The organism is Adhaeribacter terreus (assembly GCF_042657365.1).
Lineage (GTDB): Bacteria > Bacteroidota > Bacteroidia > Cytophagales > Hymenobacteraceae > Adhaeribacter_A > Adhaeribacter_A terreus.
Map to the genome: position 1 here is coordinate 41845 of NZ_JBHSKT010000001.1, position 25176 is coordinate 67020.

The 25176-nt window shown below is 44.7% G+C and carries 21 protein-coding genes and 4 tRNA genes; 20 read left to right on the forward strand and 5 right to left on the reverse strand.

Going from position 1 to position 25176, the window contains the following annotated elements:
• The first annotated feature begins 5 nt into the window (after positions 1-5).
• The 4 genes from ACFPIB_RS00165 to ACFPIB_RS00180 all read left to right on the forward strand — a co-directional run bounded on the left by ACFPIB_RS00165 (position 6) and on the right by ACFPIB_RS00180 (position 2250).
• Complete coding sequence (locus ACFPIB_RS00165) at positions 6-281, forward strand: hypothetical protein (protein WP_378015402.1); 276 nt, start codon at positions 6-8, stop codon at positions 279-281.
• 6 nt (positions 282-287) lie between these two features.
• Positions 288-872, forward strand: a complete 585-nt coding sequence (gmk, locus tag ACFPIB_RS00170; protein WP_378015403.1) for a guanylate kinase — start codon at positions 288-290, stop codon at positions 870-872.
• A complete protein-coding gene (nadD, locus tag ACFPIB_RS00175) occupies positions 869-1441 on the forward strand; it encodes a nicotinate (nicotinamide) nucleotide adenylyltransferase (RefSeq protein ID WP_378015404.1) in 573 nt (190 codons plus the stop codon). Before gmk ends, nadD begins: the two co-directional genes overlap by 4 nt.
• 221 nt (positions 1442-1662) lie before the next feature.
• Entirely contained in the window at positions 1663-2250 is a 588-nt protein-coding gene (locus ACFPIB_RS00180) for a hypothetical protein (protein WP_378015405.1), read from the forward strand.
• 12 nt (positions 2251-2262) lie between these two features.
• Here the strand turns inward: ACFPIB_RS00180 and ACFPIB_RS00185 are convergent, their stop codons facing one another.
• Together ACFPIB_RS00185 and ACFPIB_RS00190 are read right to left on the reverse strand one after the other, a co-directional pair.
• On the reverse strand, positions 2263-3105 hold the full coding sequence (locus ACFPIB_RS00185; RefSeq protein ID WP_378015406.1) for an outer membrane beta-barrel protein: 843 nt from the start codon (positions 3103-3105) through the stop codon (positions 2263-2265).
• A gap of 79 nt (positions 3106-3184) precedes the next feature.
• On the reverse strand, positions 3185-4024 hold the full coding sequence (locus tag ACFPIB_RS00190; protein WP_378015407.1) for a hypothetical protein: 840 nt from the start codon (positions 4022-4024) through the stop codon (positions 3185-3187).
• A gap of 362 nt (positions 4025-4386) precedes the next feature.
• Between ACFPIB_RS00190 and ACFPIB_RS00195 the strand changes: the two genes are divergently transcribed.
• Positions 4387-5757 (forward strand): alpha/beta fold hydrolase, encoded by a 1371-nt coding sequence (locus ACFPIB_RS00195; protein WP_378015408.1) that lies wholly within the window; start codon positions 4387-4389, stop codon positions 5755-5757.
• A gap of 333 nt (positions 5758-6090) precedes the next feature.
• On the opposite strand, the gene frr is transcribed toward ACFPIB_RS00195, so the two are convergent.
• From frr to ACFPIB_RS00210, 3 genes are all read right to left on the reverse strand, one after another.
• A complete protein-coding gene (gene frr / locus ACFPIB_RS00200; protein WP_378015409.1) occupies positions 6091-6654 on the reverse strand; it encodes a ribosome recycling factor in 564 nt (187 codons plus the stop codon).
• A gap of 159 nt (positions 6655-6813) precedes the next feature.
• Positions 6814-7539 (reverse strand): UMP kinase, encoded by a 726-nt coding sequence (pyrH, locus tag ACFPIB_RS00205; protein WP_378015410.1) that lies wholly within the window; start codon positions 7537-7539, stop codon positions 6814-6816.
• Positions 7540-7922: 383 nt separating this feature from the next.
• Complete coding sequence (locus ACFPIB_RS00210) at positions 7923-8417, reverse strand: acyl-CoA carboxylase biotin carboxyl carrier protein subunit (RefSeq protein WP_378015411.1); 495 nt, start codon at positions 8415-8417, stop codon at positions 7923-7925.
• A gap of 81 nt (positions 8418-8498) precedes the next feature.
• Here ACFPIB_RS00210 and ACFPIB_RS00215 point away from each other — a divergent pair, with 81 nt between their 5' ends.
• From ACFPIB_RS00215 to ACFPIB_RS00285, 15 genes are all read left to right on the forward strand, one after another.
• The gene (locus tag ACFPIB_RS00215; RefSeq protein WP_378015412.1) at positions 8499-11093 is read left to right on the forward strand and encodes a M1 family aminopeptidase; all 2595 of its coding nucleotides are present in this window, start codon (positions 8499-8501) and stop codon (positions 11091-11093) included.
• Positions 11094-11397: 304 nt separating this feature from the next.
• Positions 11398-11483, forward strand: a tRNA-Tyr gene (locus ACFPIB_RS00220).
• Positions 11484-11551: 68 nt separating this feature from the next.
• Positions 11552-11624: transfer RNA gene (locus ACFPIB_RS00225), tRNA-Gly, on the forward strand.
• A gap of 58 nt (positions 11625-11682) precedes the next feature.
• Positions 11683-11754: transfer RNA gene (locus ACFPIB_RS00230), tRNA-Thr, on the forward strand.
• A 64-nt stretch (positions 11755-11818) separates the two neighbouring features.
• On the forward strand, positions 11819-13006 hold the full coding sequence (gene tuf / locus ACFPIB_RS00235; RefSeq protein ID WP_378015413.1) for an elongation factor Tu: 1188 nt from the start codon (positions 11819-11821) through the stop codon (positions 13004-13006).
• A 125-nt stretch (positions 13007-13131) separates the two neighbouring features.
• Positions 13132-13204 (forward strand) — tRNA-Trp (locus ACFPIB_RS00240).
• A 36-nt stretch (positions 13205-13240) separates the two neighbouring features.
• Positions 13241-13423, forward strand: a complete 183-nt coding sequence (gene secE / locus ACFPIB_RS00245; RefSeq protein WP_378015414.1) for a preprotein translocase subunit SecE — start codon at positions 13241-13243, stop codon at positions 13421-13423.
• 8 nt (positions 13424-13431) lie between these two features.
• Complete coding sequence (nusG, locus tag ACFPIB_RS00250; RefSeq protein WP_378015415.1) at positions 13432-13989, forward strand: transcription termination/antitermination protein NusG; 558 nt, start codon at positions 13432-13434, stop codon at positions 13987-13989.
• Between the two features lie 59 nt (positions 13990-14048).
• Positions 14049-14492: a 50S ribosomal protein L11 gene (gene rplK / locus ACFPIB_RS00255; RefSeq protein ID WP_378015416.1), complete on the forward strand. Its 444-nt coding sequence runs from the start codon at positions 14049-14051 to the stop codon at positions 14490-14492.
• A gap of 12 nt (positions 14493-14504) precedes the next feature.
• The gene (gene rplA / locus ACFPIB_RS00260; protein WP_378015417.1) at positions 14505-15194 is read left to right on the forward strand and encodes a 50S ribosomal protein L1; all 690 of its coding nucleotides are present in this window, start codon (positions 14505-14507) and stop codon (positions 15192-15194) included.
• Between the two features lie 10 nt (positions 15195-15204).
• Positions 15205-15747 carry a 50S ribosomal protein L10 gene (gene rplJ, locus ACFPIB_RS00265; protein ID WP_378015418.1) on the forward strand — a complete coding sequence of 181 codons (543 nt, stop codon included), beginning with the start codon at positions 15205-15207 and terminating at the stop codon, positions 15745-15747.
• A 44-nt stretch (positions 15748-15791) separates the two neighbouring features.
• A complete protein-coding gene (gene rplL, locus ACFPIB_RS00270; protein WP_378015419.1) occupies positions 15792-16172 on the forward strand; it encodes a 50S ribosomal protein L7/L12 in 381 nt (126 codons plus the stop codon).
• A gap of 288 nt (positions 16173-16460) precedes the next feature.
• Positions 16461-20333, forward strand: a complete 3873-nt coding sequence (gene rpoB / locus ACFPIB_RS00275) for a DNA-directed RNA polymerase subunit beta (protein ID WP_378015420.1) — start codon at positions 16461-16463, stop codon at positions 20331-20333.
• A 152-nt stretch (positions 20334-20485) separates the two neighbouring features.
• Positions 20486-24799: a DNA-directed RNA polymerase subunit beta' gene (gene rpoC, locus ACFPIB_RS00280; protein ID WP_378015421.1), complete on the forward strand. Its 4314-nt coding sequence runs from the start codon at positions 20486-20488 to the stop codon at positions 24797-24799.
• A gap of 1 nt (position 24800) precedes the next feature.
• Positions 24801-25121, forward strand: a complete 321-nt coding sequence (locus tag ACFPIB_RS00285) for a DUF3467 domain-containing protein (RefSeq protein ID WP_378015422.1) — start codon at positions 24801-24803, stop codon at positions 25119-25121.
• Positions 25122-25176 lie beyond the last annotated feature (55 nt).

Consider the following 25176-nt stretch of genomic DNA (forward strand, 5'->3'; position numbering starts at 1 on the left):
CCGATATGGAGACTACTACTACCGAACTAAAAGGCGACGTAACTGCTGCCAGCGCCGATTGCGAAAAAGTGATCAGCATTCTGGAAATGATCATCGACGATGAAGCCAGCAGCGACGACCAATCTTATTTTTACAAGCACCTCGAAGACTGCAAAAGCTGTTTCGAAGCGCATAACCATCAGAAAATGCTCAAGAGCTTTCTGAAGATGAACGTAAAAAGAAAAGATGTGCCGGCTAGTTTGATCTCCACCATCAAATCCATCGTTCACGAAACCGCTTAACCCTCCGTGCAAGGAAAGATCATTATCTTTTCGGCTCCCTCCGGCGCCGGCAAAACCACCATTGTAAAACACCTGCTCAATATTAATCCGCAGCTGAGTTTCTCCATATCGGCGTGCACGCGTGATAAACGCGGCCGCAACGAAACCCACGGCAAAGATTACTACTTCATCACGCCCGACGAATTTCGCAAGAAAATTGAAGAAGAGGCTTTTGTAGAGTGGGAAGAAGTGTACGAAGGCGCTTTTTACGGTACTTTAAAATCTGAAATAGAGCGCATCTGGGCAACCGGCAAGCACGTAATTCTGGATGTGGACGTAAAAGGCGGCCTGGCCATCAAGAATTTTTACAAAGACCGCGCGCTGGCTATTTTCGTAAAACCGCCTTCGGTAGAAGAACTGGCCAAACGCCTTCAGGCCCGCGCTACCGATTCTGCTTCCAGCATTTCCAGCCGCGTTTTCAAAGCTAAATTCGAACTGAGTTTTGAAGACAAATTCGATACCGTTATTGTAAACGACAACCTGGAAAAAGCCTTTTCTGAAGCCGAAAAACTCGTAAATAATTTCCTGAATTCCGAAGAAACCATTGTATGAAGGTAGGCTTGCTGTTCGGCTCGTTCAATCCCGTGCACGTAGGTCATTTAATTCTGGCAAATTACATGGCCCAGAATACCGATCTGAGCCAGGTTTGGTTCGTGGTTTCGCCGCAAAATCCGTTCAAGCCCAGCCACACCCTTTTGCATGAGCAAGACCGCCTGCACATGGTGCGCCTGGCCATAGACGATAACCCGCGCCTGAATGCCACCGACATTGAGTTCAATATGCCGCGCCCGAGTTATACCATCGATACGTTGGCATACTTACACCAGCGCTACCCGAGTTACGAATTCGTACTCATCATGGGCGAAGATAACTTGCCTTCGTTGCCGAAGTGGAAAAACTACGAGCAGCTGATCGGCAACTACGAAATTTACGTGTACCCGCGCAGTAAAACTCCGCATACCGAGCTTAAAGAGCACGAAAATGTAAAAATGGTGCCCGCTCCTAATCTCGATCTTTCGGCTACTTTTATCAGAGAAACTGTGAAAGCCGGAAAATCTATAAAATATTTAGTGCCCGAACCGGTGGAAGATTATATCAAAGCGAAGAAATTCTGGAGTTAGTAAACTTCTTGGTAATATTGGAAAAGTAGCGCATGTGTAAAAACGGACGCTACTTTTTTTGCTTTAAAACGCTATCGTTTTGTTCAGATTGTTTTAAACGTTGATTGTTGAGTTAATTCTATTTTAGATGTGGTATTCTATCCTCTCAACGCGAAGTTTTGGGGATTTAAATTGCTGTTTTGCTTTGTTAAAGCAGATATTTTAGGTGATATTTGCTGGATATGGAGCGAATTAAAAAGATACTCTTTCTGCTAATTACAGTTATCACATTCTTTAAGATCGAAGCTTTTGCGCAGGAAACATCTAATGATTCTGTAAATTTTAATCAGATTCAGCTGCCAATCGTGAAGGTGGGTTTTTCAGGGCATATAGGTCTAACAGGCAAGTACGATCTTTCTGTCAAACCTATAAAAAATATTAATTTGAATCTATATTATGGGAACCGGTCCTTAGATTACCTTCACCTGGCAGCTACAAATGGTGAAACCTGGTATGGATTAGGCGCTGAATATTACTTTCACAGGTATAAAAATACCTTCTTTTCCGGCTCTTTGAATATGTTTAACCGGGTTCAAAAAGATGAAATTAGAATTCCAAATAAGCGTTTAATTTTTACAACTCCGCTAATTGGCTTAAGCGGCATAAATAAAAAATCCGGAATATATTATCATGTGAAAGCAGGTTGGGGGTATTTTTCCAAATCGCTTGATAAACGAAGTGAACACAGCTATTTTCAAAATGGATTGTCAATAGATGTTGGTGTTGGTATCGGTTTTGGAATAAAAAAGCATATCAAACCAAATCCTTGAGGACGCTAATTTTTATTCTGAATCATCTTCTTCAAAATCCTGCTTTATTTCCGGCTCCGGTTTGTTCTGTATTTTCTTCCCCTTCAGGGTATATTTCACCTGAACCATAAAATAAGCCGGCCTGATCACCTCAAAAGATCCTTTTGGCGTTGCAACGGCGTTCGCATTGTTCTGCACGTAGCTGAATTTATTTTCGTAACGCACCGAACCAAATCTCCGCAAAAGTTCCTGGTGAAATAAAACGCTTAGCGCCACATTTTCATGGAAGAAAGGCCGCAATTCCGTTCCGATCTCCGCGCCCAGCAGCATATTATTTTTGGCCGGGGTAAACGTAGAAGCAATGGAATGATCGGTGCCACCTCCGGAAGTTACGCCGCCGCTAAAAAGCGAGCCACTTTTGTAACTGTAACCGTAATAGGTCGAGCTGATCCAGTTCCGGCCGAAAGTAAATCCGCTGCTTATTATTAATTGGTGCCGCCGGTCCAGTAACGTATAAGCCAAATGCACCGGTGTTTCTATGCCAAAGCCTCTTTGCCGCCATTCCGTTTTAAAAACGCTATTCCCTGAGTAAGAAAAAGTCTGTTCAAACGTAAGCGCTTTGGCCATAAATCTGAGTCCGGATTGTAACGAAAACCCGTTTTGAAGCGGTAAAGCAACTTGAAAAGTCGTAGCAAATCCGCGCGCTAATTTTGCATCTATAGCGTTGACGCCTATGGGATCCGGGTCGTATTTTACGGAAGCATAATTGAAACTGTAGCCCGCAGCAACTTGCAAAGCCGCTTTCTGAGCTTCAGCTTTTACCGCCAACCCAACTAGTAGTAAACTGCAAACAATTACTTTTACTGAAGAAATCATTGCGGATCAGCGTTTCGGTTTTCCAATAACATCAGGATTTTTTTTAAGAACAGAACGGCTCCGCTAAAAATTTATTCTATCAGCTTCTTCTCACACTACTTTTCTTCTTTAAAGTCGGCGCAGGCTGTTCTTTCTTATCCCAGAACGGCAAACGATAATTCAGCTGGCCCATAATATAGCTGGTACGTTTGGCTTTAAGCGTTCCTTCCGGAAAATCCTGAAAAATTTGGCCGGATGAAGTGATATAAAAATTGTTGTGGTAAATTATACTGCCGAAGGTGGGAATAAGATCGAAATGGTAAATGGCGCGCAAACCAAAATTCTTAAAGAAGACCGGGGTTAGTTCAAAGCCCGCTTCTAAAGCCGGCGTTAAAAACGATCTCCGCGAAAATAATTCGGTATCGAAAACGTGCGCAAAAGTGTATGGTTCCTGAACGCGTACCTTTAAAGTATATGAATCGGAAAGCTCGTAAATAGTATTATGGCTCAGGCAAATGCCGCCGGTAAGTTTCAAGGTTCGGCCTAAAACCGGAGAAGGCACATCGTACACTACATGCACCGGTAATTCCAGGGAATTCCCCCAGCTCATCCATTTGTCTTCAAACGCGAACTGATTGGCATATTCAAAGCGAAGATTATATACGTACGTTTTGAACATTGTCCGCAAACCAGCCTGCAGGCGCAGTTTATCGTTTACCGGCATGGAAGCCTGCACACTAAATACCGGATCGCCATTGCCCTTATTCGCCTCAATTGTACCGGCTGCTCCCCGTTCGAGGGTTTGTTCAAGGGCTACATAATTTTTCATTAAGCCTGCTGAAATACTCACATCTACTTGGTTTACCTGGGCAAAACCGCTTGTAGCAAATACGCCAATAATTACGGGCAAAAGAAAAATGCCTTTCCGGAAGTCGCTCATATGCCGCTTTTTTTGGTGTAGAATTCGTGCCGCTGAAAGCTTTCCAGCTAACAATGTAAACAGCTTCGGCAACCCGAAGTTTTAAAAAACGCTATGCTTTTCAACTAAAAAAGTCGGGCTTTGAACAAGTTGTTGACCCCAAAGTTAGAAACACAATTTTTGATCTGTTTCCTGAAAAAAACGCTATGTTTTTCGTGTCTGAAACTCAGAATAATGCAGGTAAACTTGTCTGCTTCCGGACAGTTGTTGCCCGTTTCCGTACAACAATTCAGATTTTACTTTTGCTAAAATTCTGACTGGAAGTGGTTTGCCTGTTTGGTATTGTATTTGGAAATGCGGCGGAACCCAAACCAACTTCATTCATGAAAAAACTTCTTTCACTACTTTTTCTCTGCTTTTTAATAGCATTTCAGCTTCAGGCGCAAAAATTAAAACGCAAAGCTTTTCTGGGTGTCAAACCACAGGAACTCAACGATTCCATTGCCAAAGCAAACAAATTACAAGTTAATTCCGGCCTGCTGGTTTTAGAAGTTTCCCCGAATTCTACCGCCGAAAGCCTGAAACTGAAACCGCAGGATGTGGTTACTTCCATTAATCAGAAATCAATTTCCAGTATTCCGCAGCTTGTAGAGTCGTTTCAGAATTTGCGCGAAAATGAGAAAGTTGAAATAACGGTACAGCGTGGCAAGAAAAAACTGAAGCTGAAAGGAAAAACGCTAGGGAAACCATACGAAAAACCCGATGCCACCACCGATGTAATCTACGACCAGGTGAAATTCGGGAACGGTTACCTGCGCGCCATTATTACCAAACCGAAAGGCGAAGGCAAGTTTCCGGCTATTTTATTTATTCCCGGCTACAACTGCGGCTCGATAGATAATTATAATGTTGGCGCTTACGGAAAACTGATAAAAGGCTGGAACGAAAAAGGCTACGCGGTCATGCGCATCGAAAAATCGGGCATGGGCGACAGCGAAAATACCGTACCCTGCGCCGAAGTAGATATGTACACCGAAATTGCCAGCTTCGAAACCGGTTACAAGCATTTAAAAACCTACAACTTCGTAGATACCACCAATCTGTTCATGTTCGGACATTCTATGGGAGGCGTAATTGCGCCGGTTATCGCCGAAAAATATCAGCCCAAAGGCGTAATGGTTTACGGCACGGTTTTCCGCCCGTGGTTCGAATTTATGATTGATCTGATCCGGAAACAGAACATTATGACCGGCGCCGATTACGTGGAAAATGAAAAACTCACGCGCCAGATGCAAACACTTTTCTACGAATTCTTCGTGCTGAAAAAATCGCCCGCAGAAATTGCGCAAAACCCGAACTTGACCGCCTTAGCCGCCAAAGAACTCGATTACAAACCGAACAGCAATTTAATGTGGGGCCGCCACTACAAATTCTGGCAGCAACTCGACGAACTGAACATGGCCCAAAGCTGGCGCAACACCAGGTCCAACGTTTTAGCCATCTGGGGCAGCGCCGACTGGATCTCGTTTGAAGAAGAAGAACACACCATTATTGCCGATCTGGTAAACAAATACAATCCCGGCAAAGGCACTTACCTGAAATTAGCCAACACCAACCACGGTTTCATCAAAATGCCCGGCATGATAGAAGGCATAAAACTCAGCTCACCAACTTACAACGAACAAAACTTTAACTACGATCTGGTTGCGGAAACGGATAAATGGATGAAAAGTAAGTTGAAAGCGAAGATTTGAGGATTAGGGAAGGAGTAGTGCGAAGAAAGTCCTCCTTCGGAGGGGGTAGGGGAGGATTTTTACATTAGCTGATAGATTCACTTTCATTGTCTAGCAGCAAAATTTATTGAGGCTACGCCCCACTGAAGTTACAAACTTCAGATCATTTTAGGTCCAAGTTTAAAAACTTGAACCGGCATATTTAAAGTATCGCCGCTAACAGGAGTTAGCCTTTCAGAAACAACTTTTTACAACAAAATCCCTACGGTTTTCAAATAAAAAAGCCTTTCAGATTTACTGAAAGGCTTTTTATATTGCTGAATTAGCACATCAGCACATCATAAAATTAGCATATTAAATCGTCATGATCTCTGCTTCTTTCTTGCTCATCAACTCGTCAACTTTCACAATAAAAGCATCGGTCAGTTTCTGAACTTTAGCTTCGGCGTCTTTAATAGCATCTTCGGCAGCACCGTCTTTCAATAACTTTTTCAGCGAATCGTTCACGTCTTTCCGCACGTTACGGATCCGCACTTTACCAGCTTCGGTTTCGTTTTTAACCTGTTTTACCAAGTCACGACGACGTTGTTCGGTAAGGGCCGGAATATTCAGGCGAACACCATCCGCTTCCTGCATAGGGGTTAAACCCAGGTCAGAGTTTTTAATCGCTTTGGTAATTTCGGCCAGCATGTTTTTTTCCCAAGGCTTGATCATCAGGGTGCGCGCATCTGGCACAGCTACGTTTGCAACCTGCGAAATTGGCGTTGGTGTGCCGTAATAATCTACGCGCAGATCTTCTACCATGGCCGGCGAAGCTTTGCCCGCACGGATCTTGGTCAGTTCAACACTGGTATGGTTCAACGCCTTTTTCATCGATTCTTCGGCGTCGTCTAAATACATCTTAATTTCTTCGGTCATCTTATTCTATCTTTAAATAGCGTAATAAACTCTGTTTTCTAAATTTAGTTTTCAGCAGGCCTGAAGCCATTTGGAAAACGATAGCAAAAATGCACTAAAAAGTCAGGTGCACAAAACAAAAAATCTATTGTCTTGTTCCTGACGTTTTATGTCTGAAAATTAAAGGGCCGGTGTGACTTCCATGCTTACCAGGGTACCAATTTCGTCGCCGTTCAGTACTTTGCGCAGATTACCTTTTTTGTTCATATCGAACACGATGATCGGCAGATTGTTTTCTTTGCAAAGCGTGAAAGCGGTCATATCCATCACATTCAGGTCTTTTTCGAAAACTTCCTGGAACGTAATATTGGTGTAGCGAGTAGCGGAAGGATCTTTTTCCGGATCGGCGGTATAAATACCGTCTACACGAGTGCCTTTCAAAACTACATCGGCTTCAATTTCAATAGCGCGCAAGCTGGCCGCAGAATCAGTAGTGAAATACGGGCTGCCGATGCCGGCTCCGAAAATTACCACGCGGTTTTTCTCTAGGTGGCGCATAGCTCTTCTGCGGATGTACGGCTCGCAAACCTGCTGAATGTTAATGCCAGAAAGCAAACGGGTGTTCACGTTAATTTTCTCCAAAGCGCTTTGCAACGCCATGCTGTTAATTACGGTAGCCAACATACCCATATAGTCGCCTTGAACGCGGTCCAAACCAACTTCTTCGGCCTGCATACCGCGGTAAATGTTGCCGCCGCCAATTACAATGGCTACCTGCACGCCCATTTCTACCACAGCCTTAATTTCGGCTGCATATTCTACCAATCGGTTCGGGTCAATGCCGTAATGCTGGTCGCCCATCAGCGATTCGCCGCTTAACTTCAGTAGTATCCGCTTGTATTTCACTTGCTTTTAGAATTTTCGATCGTTCGAATTTTCGATCATCCGACAATCTGGTTATAAATTATTTCTGAAAAGGAAAATTCCTTTAGTTTTTTGTTCTTTTCCGATATTGTTTTTTCAGGCCTCAGTTCTTACTTTTTTACCCCGAAAACCCTAGCGTTTTTGCGGTTTGAATTGCCATTGGCTTTAGCCGGTGGTCTAGGGTTTTTCGATTTTGGGCTTCAGCCTAATCTAAATAAAAAGACAGCTCAAAAAGTTCGGCTAAAGCCAGAATGTGCTTTATTGCAATCCCCGGGTTAAAAGCCGGGGCAATTCAGGTTCTGGATTCCGATTTCAGATTTTCGAAAAATCGAACATATGAATCTCGAACATTCGAACTTACGAAATTAAAACTCCAGCAATACCTGGCCTTTTTCCACGTTATCTTTCACGTTCACTTTAATGGCCTTCACCACGCCGTCGCCCGGAGATTTCAGGATGTTTTCCATTTTCATAGCTTCCAGGATCAGGATTTGATCGCCTTTTTTCACTTCGTCGCCCGGTTTTACTTTAATATCTAAAACCAGACCTGGCATCGGCGCTTTAATATCGTTCAGTTTGGCAGCCGCGGCATTGCTCATACCCATCTGGTCGAGCAGCATATCGAAGCGGTCTTTCACCGAAACCGTGTGCAGCGTGTCGTTAATTTTTAGCGTAAAGGTTTTGGCTTTGTAATCGGCTTCCACCAATTCGGCCATGTACGATACGTTGTTTTTAATTATATGAAAGCGGTTGACATCTAACGGAACCAGGTCCCATTCAAAAGGCTGGCCGTTCAGAAACAGGTTTCCCTGCTTGTTTTCTACCTGCCAGGAAGCATCGCCGGTTTTTACCTGCAGCATATTTTCGGGGAAGTTTAAAGCTTGAAATTAAGGGATTTTAAAAGGAATTTCCCAAATTGAGGCAAATTTAAGGATTTCAGTATGAATTTTAAGGCTTTTGCAGTAATTAGTTTCGCGGTAGCAAACGGTATGCTTTTGGGTTGTAAAACTGCCGAAACCGGTAAAACAACTTCCAACGCTTCCTTAGGCGTAGAAACCACTTCCGTAAAAAACAAAACGATACCGGAATGGGTACCAAAACCCGCGCCTTACCACGCCGCTGAAACCATCCTCACCGATCTTGTGCATACCAAGCTCCGCGTTTCCTTCGACTGGCAAAAGCAACACCTCATCGGCGAAGCCACCTTAACCTGTAAACCTTATTTCTATCCGCAAAACACGCTCATTTTAGATGCCAAAGGTTTCGAAATTAAAAGCGTGGAACTGGAAGAAACCGCCGAACCGCTGAAATATACTTACGACGGCAAAAAACTCACCATCAACCTTGATAAAACCTACAACCGCACCCAGGAATACAAAGTCCTGATAAACTACATCGCCAAACCCAACGAACTCGAAGCTGGAGGTAGCGCCGCCATTACTTCCGATAAAGGCCTGTATTTTATAAACCCGCTCGGCGAAGACAAAGACAAACCCCGCCAGATCTGGACGCAGGGCGAAACCGAAGCCAGCTCCGCCTGGTTCCCGACCATCGATGCGCCGAACCAGAAAATGACGCAGGAAATCTATATTACCATAGAAGATAATTTCAAAACGCTCAGCAACGGTTCTCTCATTTATTCGCGCCAGCGGCCCAACGGCATGCGCACCGATTACTGGAAACAGGAACTTCCGCACGCGCCTTATTTAACCATGATTGCCATCGGCGAATTTGCGGTGGTGAAAGAAAGCTGGAAAAATAAAGATGTTACTTATTATGTAGAGCCGAAATATAAGAACAGCGCCAAAGGTATCTTCGGAAACACCCCGGAAATGCTATCCTTTTTCAGTCAAAAACTCGGGGTTGATTATCCTTGGGATAAATATGCGCAGGTAATTGTGCGCGATTACGTTTCCGGAGCCATGGAAAACACCTCTGCTAGCTTGTTTGGCGAATTTGTGCAGCTCAGCAACCGCGAACTCCTCGACCACAGCATGGATGAGATTATCGCCCACGAACTTTTCCACCAATGGTTTGGCGACTTGGTAACTTCCGAAAGCTGGAGCAATCTGCCCTTAAATGAAAGTTTTGCTACCTATGGCGAATACCTCTGGTTCGAACACAAACTTGGCCGCGACGATGCCGATCTGGGTTTGAACAGCGACCTGAACAATTATCTCAGCGAAGCGCAACGCAAACAGGTTCCGCTTATCCGCTACCATTATAATAACCACGAAGATATGTTCGATCGCCATTCCTACCAGAAAGGAGGGAGGGTTTTGCACATGCTTCGCAACTACGTCGGCGATGAAGCGTTCTTTGTAGCGCTTAAAAAATACCTCACCGACAATAAATTCAAAACCGCTGAAATTGCGAATTTAAGATTAGCGTTTGAAGAAGTTACCGGCCAGGATCTGATGTGGTTTTTCGACCAGTGGTTCATGAAGCCTGGGCACCCGGAGCTGCAGGTCGATCAGCAATACGAAAACGGTAAACTTACCGTTCGTGTTTTTCAGCGACAGGATTCAGTTTATGCGCCACTATATAAATTGCCCGTAAGAATTGCCGTTTGGGAAAATGGTAAGAAAAATGAATATCCGGTAACCATTTCCGGCTTCCGCAGCGAATTTGAATTTCCGGCAGCCGCTAAACCCGAATTAGTTGTTTTCGATCCGGACGCCCAACTCCTGGCAACTATTCAGCACGAAAAAAGCGAAGACGAATTGATCTATCAGTATCATAACGCCCCGCGTTTTCAGCATAAATTTCAGGCTCTGAATTTATTATTAGATAAAGTAAATGAACCGAAAGTTGCTGCCGTGTTTCAGGATGCTCTAAAAGCGAAGTTCTGGAAAATACGTAGTACCGCCGTTTTTGCCTTCAATGCTACCCGCTTTATGGCTACCGCTAATGGAAAAGACGCAACCGGCAAAATAAAATTCAACGATCCGCAATTTGAACCTGTCAGAAAAAGCATTCGCCAGATCGCCGAATCAGACCCAAAAACTTCCGTGCGCGCCGATGCCATTGCAACTTTAGCCAGTTTGCACGATCCACAATATGCCGATGTATTTACCAAAGCCTTGACGGATAGCTCTTATGCGGTAGCCGCTGCCGGTCTCGATGCGCTGGTTTCGCAGGAAAACGCAAAAGATTTGCTGCCAAAAGTTAAGCACTTGCAGGAAACTGAAAATGCCGAAGTAGCCAGCGCCCTCGGTTCATTTTATGCCGGTCACGGCGATGCTACACAATTTCCGTGGTTCGAGAAGCAATTAAAGCAGCAAACCGGCAATGATCTGAGTAATTTTCTTCCGGTTTTTGCAACCTATTTATTGAAACTTCCGGCCACAGAAAAAAATAAAGGCATTAAGTTACTGGAAGATTTTGCCCGTAATCACGAAAATTTCCGCACTCGTTTAGGTGCTTACCGGGCGCTTCAGATCCTGGCCGATGACCCAGCAGTGCAGCAAATGATCCGGAATATTAAGGAAAATGAAAAAGACAACCGCCTGAAATTGATTTACGGAGAAATGTAATCGCTAGGGATTTTAATTCGGAAAGTGCTGAGTTCCATAAAGTAAGAACATTCGGAAAAGAAGGCGAAAAATAAAACGCTATGTTTTTTTTAGAAAAAAGTGTGCGGGAGTTTTAGAATCAAGAAAAATAGCGTAGTTTCGCATCGCTTTAAGTCAGGAACACGATTGAAAAGCACAGGAAAAAGAAATTAAAAATATTTTTCCGGAAAAATTTGACAGATTGAAAAAAGCAATTAATTTTGCAGCTCCTTAGAAAAACAGCACAGCGGTGCAAAAGTTACTGAGGAGTTTATTTTGAAAAGCCGGGGAGATTCCAGAGTGGCCAAATGGGACGGACTGTAACTCCGTTAGAGTGATCTTTCGAAGGTTCGAATCCTTCTCTCCCCACCAGTAATGGTTGAGTTATTGAATAAACGAATTAATTAAATTCAGGAATTCAATAACTCTGCTGTTTACAAGCGGGAGTAGCTCAGTTGGTAGAGCGATAGCCTTCCAAGCTATAGGTCGCGGGTTCGAACCTCGTCTCCCGCTCAATTTTAAACTCTCAGATTTAAACAGCAGGTTTAAATCTGTTTTTGTGTATAAACAAGCCGACGTAGCTCAGGGGTAGAGTACTTCCTTGGTAAGGAAGGGGTCGTGGGTTCAATTCCCATCGTTGGCTCAAAAGTATATTATATATCCTTTTTTATAAACTAGTTTTAAACTCAATCTAATATTCTTTTAAAATGGCTAAAGAAACATTTGATCGTTCCAAACCGCACGTAAACATCGGTACTATTGGGCACGTTGACCACGGCAAAACTACCTTGACTGCCGCTATTACTCAGGTTTTAGCGAACAAAGGTTTAGCCGCAAAACGCGATTTCTCTTCAATCGACAATGCTCCTGAAGAAAAAGAGCGTGGTATCACTATCAACACCTCACACGTTGAGTACGCTACAGAGAACCGTCACTATGCACACGTTGACTGCCCAGGTCACGCTGACTACGTGAAAAACATGGTTACAGGTGCTGCCCAGATGGACGGTGCTATCCTGGTAGTTGCTGCAACTGATGGTCCTATGCCACAAACTCGCGAGCACATCCTTTTAGCTCGTCAGGTAGGTGTACCTCAGCTGGTTGTTTTCATGAACAAAGTTGACATGGTAGACGATCCGGAATTATTAGAACTTGTTGAGATGGAAATCCGCGAGCTTCTTTCTTTCTACGATTTCGATGGCGACAACATTCCGGTTATCCAGGGTTCTGCTCTTGGTGGTCTGAACGGCGATGCGAAATGGGTAGCTACAATCGAAGCTTTAATGGATGCAGTAGATAACTACATTCCAATTCCAGCTCGTTTAACTGACCTTCCATTCCTGATGCCAGTTGAAGACGTGTTCTCTATCACTGGTCGTGGTACAGTAGCTACTGGCCGTATCGAGCGTGGTGTAATCAACTCAGGTGAGCAGGTTGACATCTTAGGTATGGGTGCTGAAGGCCTGAAGTCTACAGTAACTGGTGTTGAGATGTTCCGTAAGATCCTTGACCGTGGTGAAGCTGGTGACAACGTAGGTTTATTACTACGTGGTATTGAGAAAACTGATATCCGTCGTGGTATGGTTATCTGTAAGCCAGGTTCAGTTAAGCCGCACATGAAGTTTAAAGCTGAGGTTTACGTTCTTTCTAAAGAAGAAGGTGGCCGTCACACTCCATTCTTCAACAACTACCGTCCACAGTTCTACCTGCGTACAACTGACGTAACTGGTGTAATTACTTTACCAGAAGGTGTTGAGATGGTTATGCCAGGCGATAACATTACTATCACTGTTGAGCTGATCAACAAAGTAGCAATGGAAAAAGGTCTGCGTTTCGCTATCCGTGAGGGTGGTCGTACAGTAGGTGCTGGTCAGGTAACTGAAATCCTTGACTAATTATTTAGAAATTAAAACCCCGTCCGAAAGAAAATTCTAATGGGCGGGGTTTTGTTTTTATAAAAATAATTTCTAAATTTGCACTCCAATTCACATTTAGTTGATTTGTGAGTGCATTTTTTTACACGGGCGTAGCTCAATTGGTAGAGTAGTGGTCTCCAAAACCATTGGCTGGGAGTTCGAGTCTCTCCGCCCGTGCAACGTTATTTTGGATAACAAATAAAATTAGCAAAAGTGAAAAAGTACATCAACGATACTATTACGGAAATGCGACACAATGTTGCATGGCCGACTTATACAGAATTACAGAAAAGTTCAGTATTAGTGCTGGTGGGTACTTTGGTTTTTGCTTTGGTTGTTGGCGCAATGGACTATGTTTATGACGCTGGTCTGAGCTTGTTCTATAACCAGTTTTAATTTCAACTATGGCGGAATTAAAATGGTATGTAGTACGGGCAGTTAGTGGCCAGGAAAAAAAAGCTAAAGCCTATCTCGAAAACGAGATTATGCGTCAGGGGTTAACGGAGTATGTGCCACAGGTACTTATTCCGGCTGAAAAAGTTTACGAGATGCGCAATGGTAAAAAACGCGTTCGTGAAAGAAACTTTTTTCCAGGTTATGTGTTAGTTCATGCCGACCTGTCTCACGGTGAAGCAGAACACATTATTATCAGCACGCCAGGAGTAATAGGTTTCCTTGGTGCAAACGAAGGAAAAACGATCAGTAAGCCAGTGCCGCTGCGTCTTTCAGAAGTAAACCGCATCTTAGGAACGGTTGATGAAGCAGAAGAGCAGGAAGAAGTACTGGATTCACCATTTATTGTAGGTGAAACAGTTAAAGTAATGGACGGACCATTCAATGGTTTTTCCGGAACTGTAGAGGAAGTATTTGAAGAACGGAAGAAGCTGAACGTAATGGTGAAGATCTTTGGTCGCAATACTCCGGTTGAATTGAACTACGTTCAAGTAGAAAAGGAATCGTAACCTTAAATACGAGTATATAAATAAAACGTGCTTTAGATGAAAGCACACAATTTAAAAAAATGGCAAAAGAAATCAAAGGTTATCTGAAGCTTCAGATAAAGGGAGGCGCTGCTAATCCAGCACCGCCGGTTGGACCTGCACTTGGCTCTAAAGGCTTAAACATCATGGAATTCTGCAAGCAGTTCAATGCGCGGACCCAGGATAAAGCTGGCCAGGTTTGTCCGGTATTAATTACCATGTATACCGATAAGTCATTCGACTTTGTGGTGAAAACTCCTCCTGCTCCGGTAATGATCATGGAAGCAGCAAAAATCAAAAGTGGTTCTAAAGAGCCTAACCGTAATAAGGTAGGTTCAATTACCTGGGATCAGGTAAAAGCAATTGCAGAAGTTAAAATGCCGGATCTTAACGCATTTAAACTGGAATCTGCAATGCGTTTGGTTGCTGGTACCGCCAGAAGTATGGGTGTAACAGTTTCAGGAACTGCTCCTTGGAGTGAATAATCAGAGGTAGAAATGGCTAAAAATACAAAAAATCGCAAAGCAGCCCTGGCTAAAGTTGATCTGAACAAAGAGTATTCTCTGGCAGAAGCAGCAGGCGTTGTTAAAGAAATCACTTTCACCAAATTTGATGCTTCCGTAGATATCGACGTTCGTTTAGGCGTTGACCCTCGGAAAGCTGACCAGATGGTTCGTGGTATTGTTACCTTACCGCACGGTACAGGTAAAGATGTTAAAGTATTGGTTCTTTGTACTCCGGATAAAGAACAGGAAGCAAAAGACGCAGGTGCAGATTTCGTAGGTCTGGATGATTATATCCAGAAGATCGAAAAAGGCTGGACAGACGTTGATGTAATCATCACCATGCCGGCAGTAATGGCAAAAGTAGGTCGTTTAGGCCGTATCTTAGGTCCTCGTAACCTGATGCCAAACCCAAAATCCGGAACAGTTACTACTGAAGTTGGTAAAGCAGTTAAAGAAGTGAAGGCAGGTAAAATCGACTTTAAAGTTGATAAAACCGGTATCATTCACACCAGCATTGGTAAAGTATCTTTCTCTCCGGACATGCTTGCAGCTAACGCAGCAGAAGTAATCCAGACCTTAACGAAGTTGAAGCCATCATCTGCAAAAGGAACTTACATCAAGAGTGTAACCCTTTCCAGCACGATGAGCCCGGCAGTAATGATTGATAAAAATTCGATCTAAGGAGAAGACAATGACAAGAGAAGAAAAACACGCAATTGTACAGGAGTTAAGCGAAAAGTTCGCTGAAAACAGCTTCTTTTATATTACTGATGCCGGTGGAATGACAGTAGCTGGTATTAACCGCTTCCGTCGTCTTTGCTTCGACAAGGGTATGGAATTTAAAGTTTACAAGAATACACTTATCCGTAAGGCTCTTGATACTTTAGGTTCAGATACAAGTGAAATGGACAGTGCTCTGAAAGGCCAGTCCGGTATTCTGTTCTCAAAAGAAAGCGGCAGTGCACCAGCTCGTTTACTGCAGGACTTCTACAAAAAAGAAGGTTACGGTAAAAAAGCAATCGCTAAGCCAGTATTCAAAGGTGCTTACATCGACAGCGATCTGTTCGTAGGTTCTGAATACCTGGATACCCTGTCTAAGATCAAATCGAAGCAGGAACTTATTGGCGAGATCATTGGTCTGTTACAATCACCTGCGAAAAACGTTATTTCTGGCTTACAAGGCGGTGGAAACAAACTGGCTGGTATCCTGAAAACTTTATCCGAAAAAGAGTAATTAATTAAATTCAATCAATAAATAACTATTAAATTTTTATAAAAATGGCAGATTTGAAAGCATTCGCAGAGCAGTTAGTGAATTTAACTGTTAAAGAGGTAAATGAACTAGCTACTATCCTGAAGGATGAATACGGTATTGAGCCTGCTGCTGCTGCTCCGGTTATGATGGCTGGAGGTGCTGGTGGTGGTGAAGCCGCTGCAGTAGAAGAAAAAACTTCTTTCGACGTGATCCTGAAAAACGCTGGTGCTTCTAAGTTAGCAGTAGTTAAGTTAGTAAAAGAACTTACTGGCTTAGGTCTGAAAGAAGCTAAAGAATTAGTAGATGGCGCTCCAAAAGAATTGAAAGCTGGCGTTGCTAAAGACGAAGCAGATTCTTTAAAGAAAGCTTTAGAAGAAGCTGGTGCTGAAGTAGAGGTAAAATAATTACCCTACAATAACCATATTCACAGAATTAGACCTGGCATTTCGTCAGGTCTTTTCCTGTTTGTACCCGATTAACATTACTGAGAAGAATAACCGATTTGCCGACGGGCAAAAGCACTCCGGTTCGGAGGAGGGCAGGCTGACTTTTTAATGCTAAAACTATAGCGTTTTTTAGTTATTCCGGTTAGTGAATCAGTAATTTCCGAATAGTTTGAGGTGCCAATTATTTGCCAGGCTCGAGACCGGCAAGAAAAAAGAATTTAATTGAAACATTTAAATTTTTAACCATTGGCTAAAAACAGAACCGATGAGCGGATCAATTTCGCTTCCATCAAAAAGGTAATTGATTACCCTGACTTTTTAGATGTTCAGCTACAATCTTTTCAGGACTTTTTCCAGTTGGAAACTGCGGCCGAAAACCGTACCGACGAAGGTCTTTTTAAAGTATTCGCTGAAAACTTTCCTATTTCAGATTCCCGTGAAAACTTCGTTCTGGAGTTCATCGATTACCACATCGATCCGCCGAAATATTCGGTAGACGAGTGTATCGACCGGGGTTTAACCTATTCCGTACCTTTAAAAGCAAAGCTTCGTCTTATCTGCAACGACGATGATAATGAAGACTTTGAAACGATCGAACAGGAAGTGTTCCTGGGTAATATCCCATACATGACCGAAAAAGGTTCTTTCGTGATCAACGGCGCAGAGCGTGTAATTGTATCGCAGCTGCACCGCTCGCCGGGTGTGTTCTTTGCGCAAAGCAAGCATACCAACGGTACGAAACTTTATTCTGCCCGTATCATTCCTTTCAAAGGTTCCTGGATTGAGTTCGCAACCGACGTAAACAATGTGATGTACGCGTACATCGACCGTAAGAAAAAATTCCCGGTTACAACATTATTACGTGCTATCGGTTACGGAACAGATAAGGATATCTTAGACTTATTCGGTTTATCAGAAGAATTGAAAGCCGATAAGAAAACCCTTAAAAAAGCTGTAGGCCGCAAATTAGCTGCCCGGGTTTTGAGAACCTGGACAGAAGATTTCGTGGATGAAGATACTGGTGAGGTAGTATCTATCGATCGTAACGAAGTATTGCTGGAGCGTGACATGGAAATTACGGATGAAGATATTGATACCATCATCGATTCCGGCGTTAAAACTGTTATCGTTCACCGCGAGAACATTAACATTGCCGACTACACTATTATATATAATACGCTTCAGAAAGATAACTCTAACTCAGAGCAGGAAGCCGTTGAGCAAATTTACCGTCAGCTTCGTAATACCGAGGCCCCAGACGTTGAAACTGCCCGGGATATCATTCAGAAGTTATTCTTCTCCGACAAACGTTACGATCTAGGTGATGTAGGTCGTTACAGAATCAACAAGAAATTAGGACTTGATAAGAATTGGGAAGCGAAAGTGCTTACCAATGAAGATATCGTCCTAATCGTTAAATACCTGATCGGTCTGATCAACTCAAAAGCTGTAGTTGATGATATTGACCACTTAAGTAATCGTCGCGTTCGTACCGTAGGTGAGCAGCTTTATGCACAGTTCGGTGTTGGTCTGGCTCGTATGGCCCGTACCATTAAAGAACGTATGAACGTTCGCGATAACGAAGAATTCAAACCGGTTGACCTGATCAACGCGCGTACGCTTTCTTCAGTTATCAACTCGTTCTTCGGTACCAACCAGTTATCACAGTTCATGGACCAGACGAACCCGCTGGCCGAGATCACCCACAAACGCCGTGTATCTGCCCTCGGTCCAGGTGGTCTTTCCAGAGAGCGTGCTGGTTTCGAGGTTCGTGACGTTCACTATACGCACTATGGTCGACTGTGTACCATTGAAACGCCGGAAGGTCCGAATATTGGTCTGATTTCTTCACTTTGCGTTCATGCACGCGTTAACGGAATGGGTTTCATTGAAACTCCTTATCGTACCGTGACGGGTGGTAAAGTAGATATGGATACTCCGGTTAAATATCTGACTGCCGAAGAAGAAGATACCCATCACATTGCGCAAGCTAACGCCCGTATCGATGAGCAGGGTAATTTCTTAGCTGACCGTGTGAAAGGCCGTTTCGAAGGTGACTTCCCAGTTGAACCAGGTGAGACTTATACGTATATGGACGTTGCGCCAAACCAGATCGTTTCGGTGGCGGCTTCCATGATTCCATTCTTAGAGCATGACGATGCTAACCGTGCCTTGATGGGCTCGAACATGCAGCGTCAGGCAGTTCCGTTATTAAAGCCACAGGCGCCAATTGTTGGTACTGGTTTGGAAGAACGCGCTGCTATCGACTCACGTGCTTTGGTTGTAGCCGAAGGTACCGGGGAGATTGCTTTTGTAGATGCCAATAAAATTGTAGTTCGTTACGATCTGACCGAAGATGACAAATTAGTTTCCTTCGATGCAGAATTAGTAACCTACGATCTGATCAAATTCCGTCGTACCAACCAGGATACCTGTATCAACTTAACGCCGATCGTGAAGAAAGGCGAGCGCGTTGAGAAAGGCCAGGCGCTTTGCGAAGGCTACGCAACGAATCAGGGTGAACTTGCTCTTGGTCGTAACTTACAGGTTGCGTTCATGCCGTGGCAAGGGTACAACTTCGAGGATGCTATAGTAATATCTGAGAAAGTTGTTCGCGACGACGTATTTACTTCTATCCACATCGAAGAATTTGAACTTGAAGTTCGTGAAACGAAACGTGGTGAAGAAGAATTAACTTCTGAGATTCCGAACGTTTCGGAAGAAGCGGTTCGTAACTTAGATGAAAACGGTATCATCCGGGAAGGTGCGGAAGTTCGCGAAGGCGATATTCTGATCGGTAAGATCACGCCTAAAGGGGAAACTGATCCGACTCCGGAAGAGAAATTACTCCGTGCGATCTTCGGTGATAAAGCCGGCGATGTGAAAGATGCCTCGCTTAAAGCGCCACCATCCCTGCAAGGTGTAGTTATCGATACCAAGTTGTTCAGCCGTCCGAAGAAAGACAAAAACCTGCGGGCTAAGTCTAAGAAAGAGGTTGAAGAATTGAAATCGCATTACAACAACGAGTTGCGCGCGGTTAAAGCGGTCATGATCGAGAAGTTGGTTGCGTTATTAGATGGCAAAACGTCTCAGGGTATCAAGCACAAGTTCGGTGATGAAATCATGTCGAAAGGCGTGAAATTCAACAAGAAGAACATTGTGGAGAACTTGTTCCCGGACAAAAACCCATACAAAGACGAAAGCAACTACGCCGTTCCGGAAGAAGTTACGTTGTTCAAAGACCTGATCTTGGAAAACTGGACTTCAGACGAGCATACCAATGGCTTGTTGCTGGAGCTGGTGAAAAACTACACCAAACGCCGCAACATGATCTCGGCCCGCTTCAAGCGCGACCGTTTCACGCTGGAAGTTGGTGATGAGTTACCAGCCGGTATCGTTCAGCTTGCCAAAGTTTATATTGCCAAGAAGCGTAAGCTGAAAGTAGGTGATAAAATGGCAGGTCGCCACGGTAACAAAGGTGTGGTTGCCCGTATCGTACGTGAAGAAGACATGCCGTTCCTGGAAGATGGTACGCCAATGGACATCGTGCTTAACCCGCTTGGTGTACCTTCGCGTATGAACATCGGTCAGATCTACGAAACCGTATTAGGCTGGGCTGGTTTAAAACTGGGCCGCAAATACGCCACGCCGATCTTCGATGGTGCCACGGAAGAGCAGGTTTCTGCTGAGTTAACTGAAGCAGGTTTACCAACATTCGGTCGTTCATACCTATTCGATGGTTTGTCAGGAGATCGTTTCGACCAGCCGGTAACTGTAGGTGTTATCTACATGCTGAAATTAGGACACTTAGTTGATGATAAAATGCACGCCCGTTCAATCGGACCGTACTCACTTATCACGCAGCAGCCATTGGGTGGTAAAGCCCAGTTTGGTGGTCAGCGTTTCGGTGAGATGGAGGTTTGGGCGCTCGAGGCCTTCGGTGCTTCGAACGTGCTGCAGGAGATCTTAACGGTGAAATCTGATGACGTTATTGGCCGTGCCAAAGCATACGAAGCCATTGTAAAAGGCGACGTGTTGCCGAAACCAAATATCCCGGAATCTTTCAACGTATTGATTCACGAGTTAAGAGGTTTAGCGTTAGAGATCACGCTGGATTAAGAACTCCGGAAAACGCTATGCTTTCGGGCTCCAAAAGTCTGAAAGCAAGTAATTGTGGAAAAAACGGTATGCCGGAAGCACAAAAAAGTGCATACCGGCATACTAAAACCACAGCATTAAGTGTTCATTCGTAAAATTTTCAAAACTGAAAAATGGCGTTTGCAAAAACCAAAAAATTAAATCAGGACTTCTCTAAAGTTACCATCAGCCTGGCTTCTCCGGAATCTATTCTGGAGCGCTCGAACGGTGAGGTAACCAAGCCGGAAACCATCAACTATCGTACGTACAAGCCTGAAATGGGCGGTCTGTTCTGCGAGCGTATCTTTGGTCCGGTTAAAGACTGGGAATGTCACTGCGGAAAATATAAGAGAATTCGTTACAAAGGCATTATCTGCGACCGTTGCGGTGTAGAGGTTACCGAGAAGAAAGTACGTCGTGAGCGTATGGGCCACATTGAGCTCGTAGTTCCGGTTGCGCACATCTGGTACTTCAAATCGCTGCCAAACAAGATCGGTTACTTATTAGGTTTGCCTACGAAGAAACTGGATCAGATCATTTATTACGAACGGTATGTAGTTGTACAGCCAGGTATGCTGGCAGAAGACGGCGTAAACACGATGGACTTCCTTACTGAGGACGAATATCTGGATATGATCGACAAATTGCCGCGCGAAAACCAGATGCTGGATAATAACGATCCGAACAAGTTTATCGCCCGCATGGGTGCCGATGCTTTGAACATGCTGTTAGAGCGTCTGAACCTGGATGATCTGTCTTATGACCTGCGCTACTCTGCTGCCCACGAAACTTCCCAGCAACGTAAAGCCGATGCGTTAAAGCGTCTGCGCGTTGTGGAAGCCTTCCGTGATGCGGCAACCCGTATCGAGAACAAGCCGGAGTGGATGGTAATCCGCATGGTGCCGGTTATTCCACCGGAATTACGTCCGTTAGTTCCTTTGGATGGCGGTCGTTTCGCTACTTCCGATTTAAATGACCTTTACCGTCGCGTTATTATCCGTAATAACCGTCTGAAGCGTCTGATCGAGATCAAAGCGCCGGAAGTAATTCTGCGTAACGAAAAGCGTATGCTTCAGGAAGCGGTTGACTCCCTGTTCGACAACTCCCGTAAAGTGAACGCGGTTCGCGCCGAAGGTAACCGTGCCCTGAAATCCTTATCAGATATGCTGAAAGGTAAGCAGGGTCGTTTCCGTCAGAACTTATTAGGTAAGCGGGTTGACTATTCTGGTCGTTCGGTTATTGTGGTAGGTCCTGAATTGAAACTTCACGAATGCGGTCTGCCTAAGAACATGGCAGCGGAGCTTTTCAAACCATTCATCATTCGTAAGCTGATCGAACGCGGTATCGTGAAAACGGTAAAATCTGCGAAGAAGATCGTTGACCGGAAAGATGCAGTAGTTTGGGATATCCTGGAAAATGTGTTGAAAGGTCACCCGGTTCTTCTTAACCGTGCTCCTACGCTCCACAGATTAGGTATCCAGGCTTTCCAGCCGCGCTTAATTGAAGGTAAAGCGATCCAGTTACACCCGTTAGTTTGTACGGCATTCAACGCCGACTTTGACGGTGACCAGATGGCGGTGCACGTTCCACTTGGACCGGCAGCAATTCTGGAAGCCTCTATGTTAATGTTGGCGTCGCACAACATCCTGAACCCTGCCAACGGTGCGCCAATTGCGGTACCATCTCAGGACATGGTTCTTGGTTTATATTATGTAACTAAAGGCAAGCGCTCAACTGAAACCGAAACAATCTTAGGTGAAGGCATGACTTTCTACTCTCCGGAGGAAGTAATTATTGCCGTAAACGAGAAACGTGTTTCGAAGCAAGCGTTCATCAAAGTTAGAACCCACGACGTAGACGAGAACGGTAATTTCATTACCCGTATCATCGAAACTACCGCTGGTCGCGTACTTTTCAACGAATTTGTGCCGAAAGAAGTAGGTTTCGTAGACGAACTGTTAACGAAAAAGAAACTGCAGCAGATCATTTCCCGCGTGTTTAAAGCAACGGGTATGGCACGTACAGCGCAGTTCTTAGATGATATCAAAACCCTTGGTTTCCAGTCAGCTTTCAAAGGCGGTCTGTCAATGGGGCTTGGCGATATCGTAATTCCGAAAGAAAAAGACATCCTGGTAGCGCAAGCGAAGAAAGACGTAGATGCTGTATGGCAAAACTACTCGATGGGTCTTATCACGGATAACGAACGTTACAACCAGGTTATCGATATCTGGACGCGTATCAACAACCAGATCACGGAAACCCTGATGGGCCGTCTGGAGAAACACGACCAGGGCTTCAACTCGATCTACATGATGATGCACTCCGGTGCGCGTGGTTCAAGAGAGCAGATCCGTCAGTTAGGTGGTATGCGTGGTCTGATGGCTAAGCCTCAGAAATCCCTGCAAGGTTCTGTAGGTGAAATTATCGAAAACCCGATCCTTTCTAACTTTAAGGAAGGTCTGGACGTAATCGAGTACTTCATTTCTACCCACGGTGCGCGTAAAGGTCTTGCAGATACGGCTCTTAAAACGGCAGATGCTGGTTACTTAACCCGTCGTCTGGTAGACGTTTCTCAGGACGTAATTGTAAATGAAACCGACTGCGGTACTTTACGTGGTTTAGAGGTAAGCGCCCTGAAAGACAACGAAGATATCGTTGAATCTTTATCGGAGCGTATCTTAGGCCGTGTAAACGTACACGACATCATCGATCCGTTAACCGACGAATTGATCTTAGCTGCCGGTACTGAAATTACCGAAGAAGTAACTCGGCGTATCGAGAACACAGCTATCGAAACCGTTGAAATTCGTTCGGTATTAACCTGCGAAACGAAACGTGGTATCTGTGCGAAATGCTACGGCCGTAACTTGTCTTCTGGCCGCATGGTTCAGAAAGGTGAAGCGGTTGGGGTAATTGCAGCGCAGTCTATCGGTGAGCCGGGTACGCAGTTAACCTTACGTACGTTCCACGTGGGTGGTACGGCATCTAACATTGCGGTAGATGCATCCATCCGTGCGAAATTTGCCGGGGTTATCGAATTCGAAGATGTGCGTACACTTGATACGATCAACAACGAAGGCGATAAAGTGAAAGTGGTAATGGGGCGTTCCGGTGAGGTAAAGATCGTAGAGCCAGGAACCAACAAAGTCCTGATCTCGAACCACGTTCCTTATGGTTCATTCTTACTGGTTGAAGAAGGTCAGACCGTTGCCAAAGGCGATGAGATCAACAACTGGGATCCATACAACGCGGTAATCCTTTCTGAATTCGACGGTGCTATTCAGTACGATGCGATTATCGAAGGTATTACGTTCCGTGAAGAATCGGATGAACAGACTGGTCACCGTGAGAAGGTAATTATCGAAACGAAAGATAAGACCCAGAACCCGGCAATCGTTGTTCAGGCGAAAAACGGAGAACAGAAAGGCTACAACATTCCGGTAGGTGCACACATTGTGGTGGAAGACGGTGAGAAGATCAAAGCTGGTCAGATCCTCGTAAAGATTCCGCGTGCGATTGGTAAAACCCGCGATATTACGGGTGGTCTGCCACGCGTTACCGAATTATTCGAAGCGCGTAACCCGTCTAACCCGGCGGTTGTTTCGGAGATCGATGGTGTGGTAACCTACGGTGGTGTGAAACGTGGTAACCGTGAGATCTTCATCGAATCGAAAGATGGCGTGAAGAAGAAATACATGGTTCCGCTTTCCAAGCACATCCTGGTTCAGGACAATGATTTCGTAAGAGCTGGTATGCCGTTATCTGATGGTGCCATCACGCCAACCGACATCCTGAACATTCAGGGGCCGGGTGCAGTACAGGAATACTTAGTGAACGAGATTCAGGAAGTTTACCGTCTGCAGGGTGTGAAGATCAATGATAAGCACATTGAGGTGGTAGTTCGCCAGATGATGCAGAAAGTTGTGATTCTGGATGCAGGTGATACTTCATTCCTGGAGCATCAGGTTATCGATAAAGTGACTTTCATGGAAGAAAATGATACCATTATCGACATGAAAGTTGTGGAAGATGCCGGTGATTCAACCAACTTGAAACCAGGTCAGATCGTAACGGCTCGCCGTCTGCGTGATGAGAACTCCAGCTTACGCCGCCGCGACTTACGTTTAGTAACCGTTCGCGATGCCCAGCCGGCCGTTTCTCGTCCTACCTTACAAGGTATCACGCAGGCTTCATTGGGTACGCAAAGCTTTATCTCGGCGGCTTCCTTCCAGGAAACTACCAAGGTACTGAGCGAAGCAGCTATCCGTGGCAAGGCCGACGAACTGTTAGGTTTGAAAGAGAACGTAATTGTGGGTCACCTGATTCCGGCTGGTACTGGTTTACGCGAGTACACCAAGCTGATCGTAGGTTCGAAAGAAGAATACGACAACCTGGTAGAATCGAAACGTCAGACATCGGCTCGTCAACGCGAACTTCAGGAAAGATAAGATGGCAGAAAAAGCAAAAGAGCAGCAAAACCAGATCAATATCGAGCTAACGGAAGAAATTGCCGAAGGCGAGTTTGCGAACCTGGCTATGATCGCACATTCCAGCAGTGAATTTGTGATCGACTTTATTCGCCTGATGCCGGGGCTTCCGAAAGCGAAAGTAAAATCGCGCATCGTAATTACTCCGGAGCATGCGAAACGTTTGCTCGCTGCGCTCAATGAAAACATTGAGCGCTACGAAGCCAGTTTTGGCGCCATCAAACAAACCCAGGAGTTCCCAAGTTTTCCAATGAATTTCAGCGGAACAATTGGCGAAGCTTAATTAAAAACGCTATCATTTTTATATAAAAAAGTCCCGGTTGATTCAGCCGGGACTT

Bases quoted from the DNA above. Each gene is read 5' to 3' on its own strand.
- ACFPIB_RS00185 (WP_378015406.1), bottom strand. From the start codon at position 3,105: ATGATTTCTTCAGTAAAAGTAATTGTTTGCAGTTTACTACTAGTTGGG.
- rplK (WP_378015416.1), top strand. From the start codon at position 14,049: ATGGCAAAAGAAATCAAAGGTTATCTGAAGCTTCAGATAAAGGGAGGC.
- nadD (WP_378015404.1), top strand. From the start codon at position 869: ATGAAGGTAGGCTTGCTGTTCGGCTCGTTCAATCCCGTGCACGTAGGT.
- ACFPIB_RS00195 (WP_378015408.1), top strand. From the start codon at position 4,387: ATGAAAAAACTTCTTTCACTACTTTTTCTCTGCTTTTTAATAGCATTT.
- frr (WP_378015409.1), bottom strand. From the start codon at position 6,654: ATGACCGAAGAAATTAAGATGTATTTAGACGACGCCGAAGAATCGATG.
- rpoC (WP_378015421.1), top strand. From the start codon at position 20,486: ATGGCGTTTGCAAAAACCAAAAAATTAAATCAGGACTTCTCTAAAGTT.
- ACFPIB_RS00215 (WP_378015412.1), top strand. From the start codon at position 8,499: ATGAATTTTAAGGCTTTTGCAGTAATTAGTTTCGCGGTAGCAAACGGT.
- ACFPIB_RS00165 (WP_378015402.1), top strand. From the start codon at position 6: ATGGAGACTACTACTACCGAACTAAAAGGCGACGTAACTGCTGCCAGC.
- rplL (WP_378015419.1), top strand. From the start codon at position 15,792: ATGGCAGATTTGAAAGCATTCGCAGAGCAGTTAGTGAATTTAACTGTT.
- ACFPIB_RS00210 (WP_378015411.1), bottom strand. From the start codon at position 8,417: ATGCTGCAGGTAAAAACCGGCGATGCTTCCTGGCAGGTAGAAAACAAG.
- rplA (WP_378015417.1), top strand. From the start codon at position 14,505: ATGGCTAAAAATACAAAAAATCGCAAAGCAGCCCTGGCTAAAGTTGAT.
- rplJ (WP_378015418.1), top strand. From the start codon at position 15,205: ATGACAAGAGAAGAAAAACACGCAATTGTACAGGAGTTAAGCGAAAAG.
- ACFPIB_RS00180 (WP_378015405.1), top strand. From the start codon at position 1,663: ATGGAGCGAATTAAAAAGATACTCTTTCTGCTAATTACAGTTATCACA.
- tuf (WP_378015413.1), top strand. From the start codon at position 11,819: ATGGCTAAAGAAACATTTGATCGTTCCAAACCGCACGTAAACATCGGT.
- nusG (WP_378015415.1), top strand. From the start codon at position 13,432: ATGGCGGAATTAAAATGGTATGTAGTACGGGCAGTTAGTGGCCAGGAA.
- ACFPIB_RS00190 (WP_378015407.1), bottom strand. From the start codon at position 4,024: ATGAGCGACTTCCGGAAAGGCATTTTTCTTTTGCCCGTAATTATTGGC.
- ACFPIB_RS00285 (WP_378015422.1), top strand. From the start codon at position 24,801: ATGGCAGAAAAAGCAAAAGAGCAGCAAAACCAGATCAATATCGAGCTA.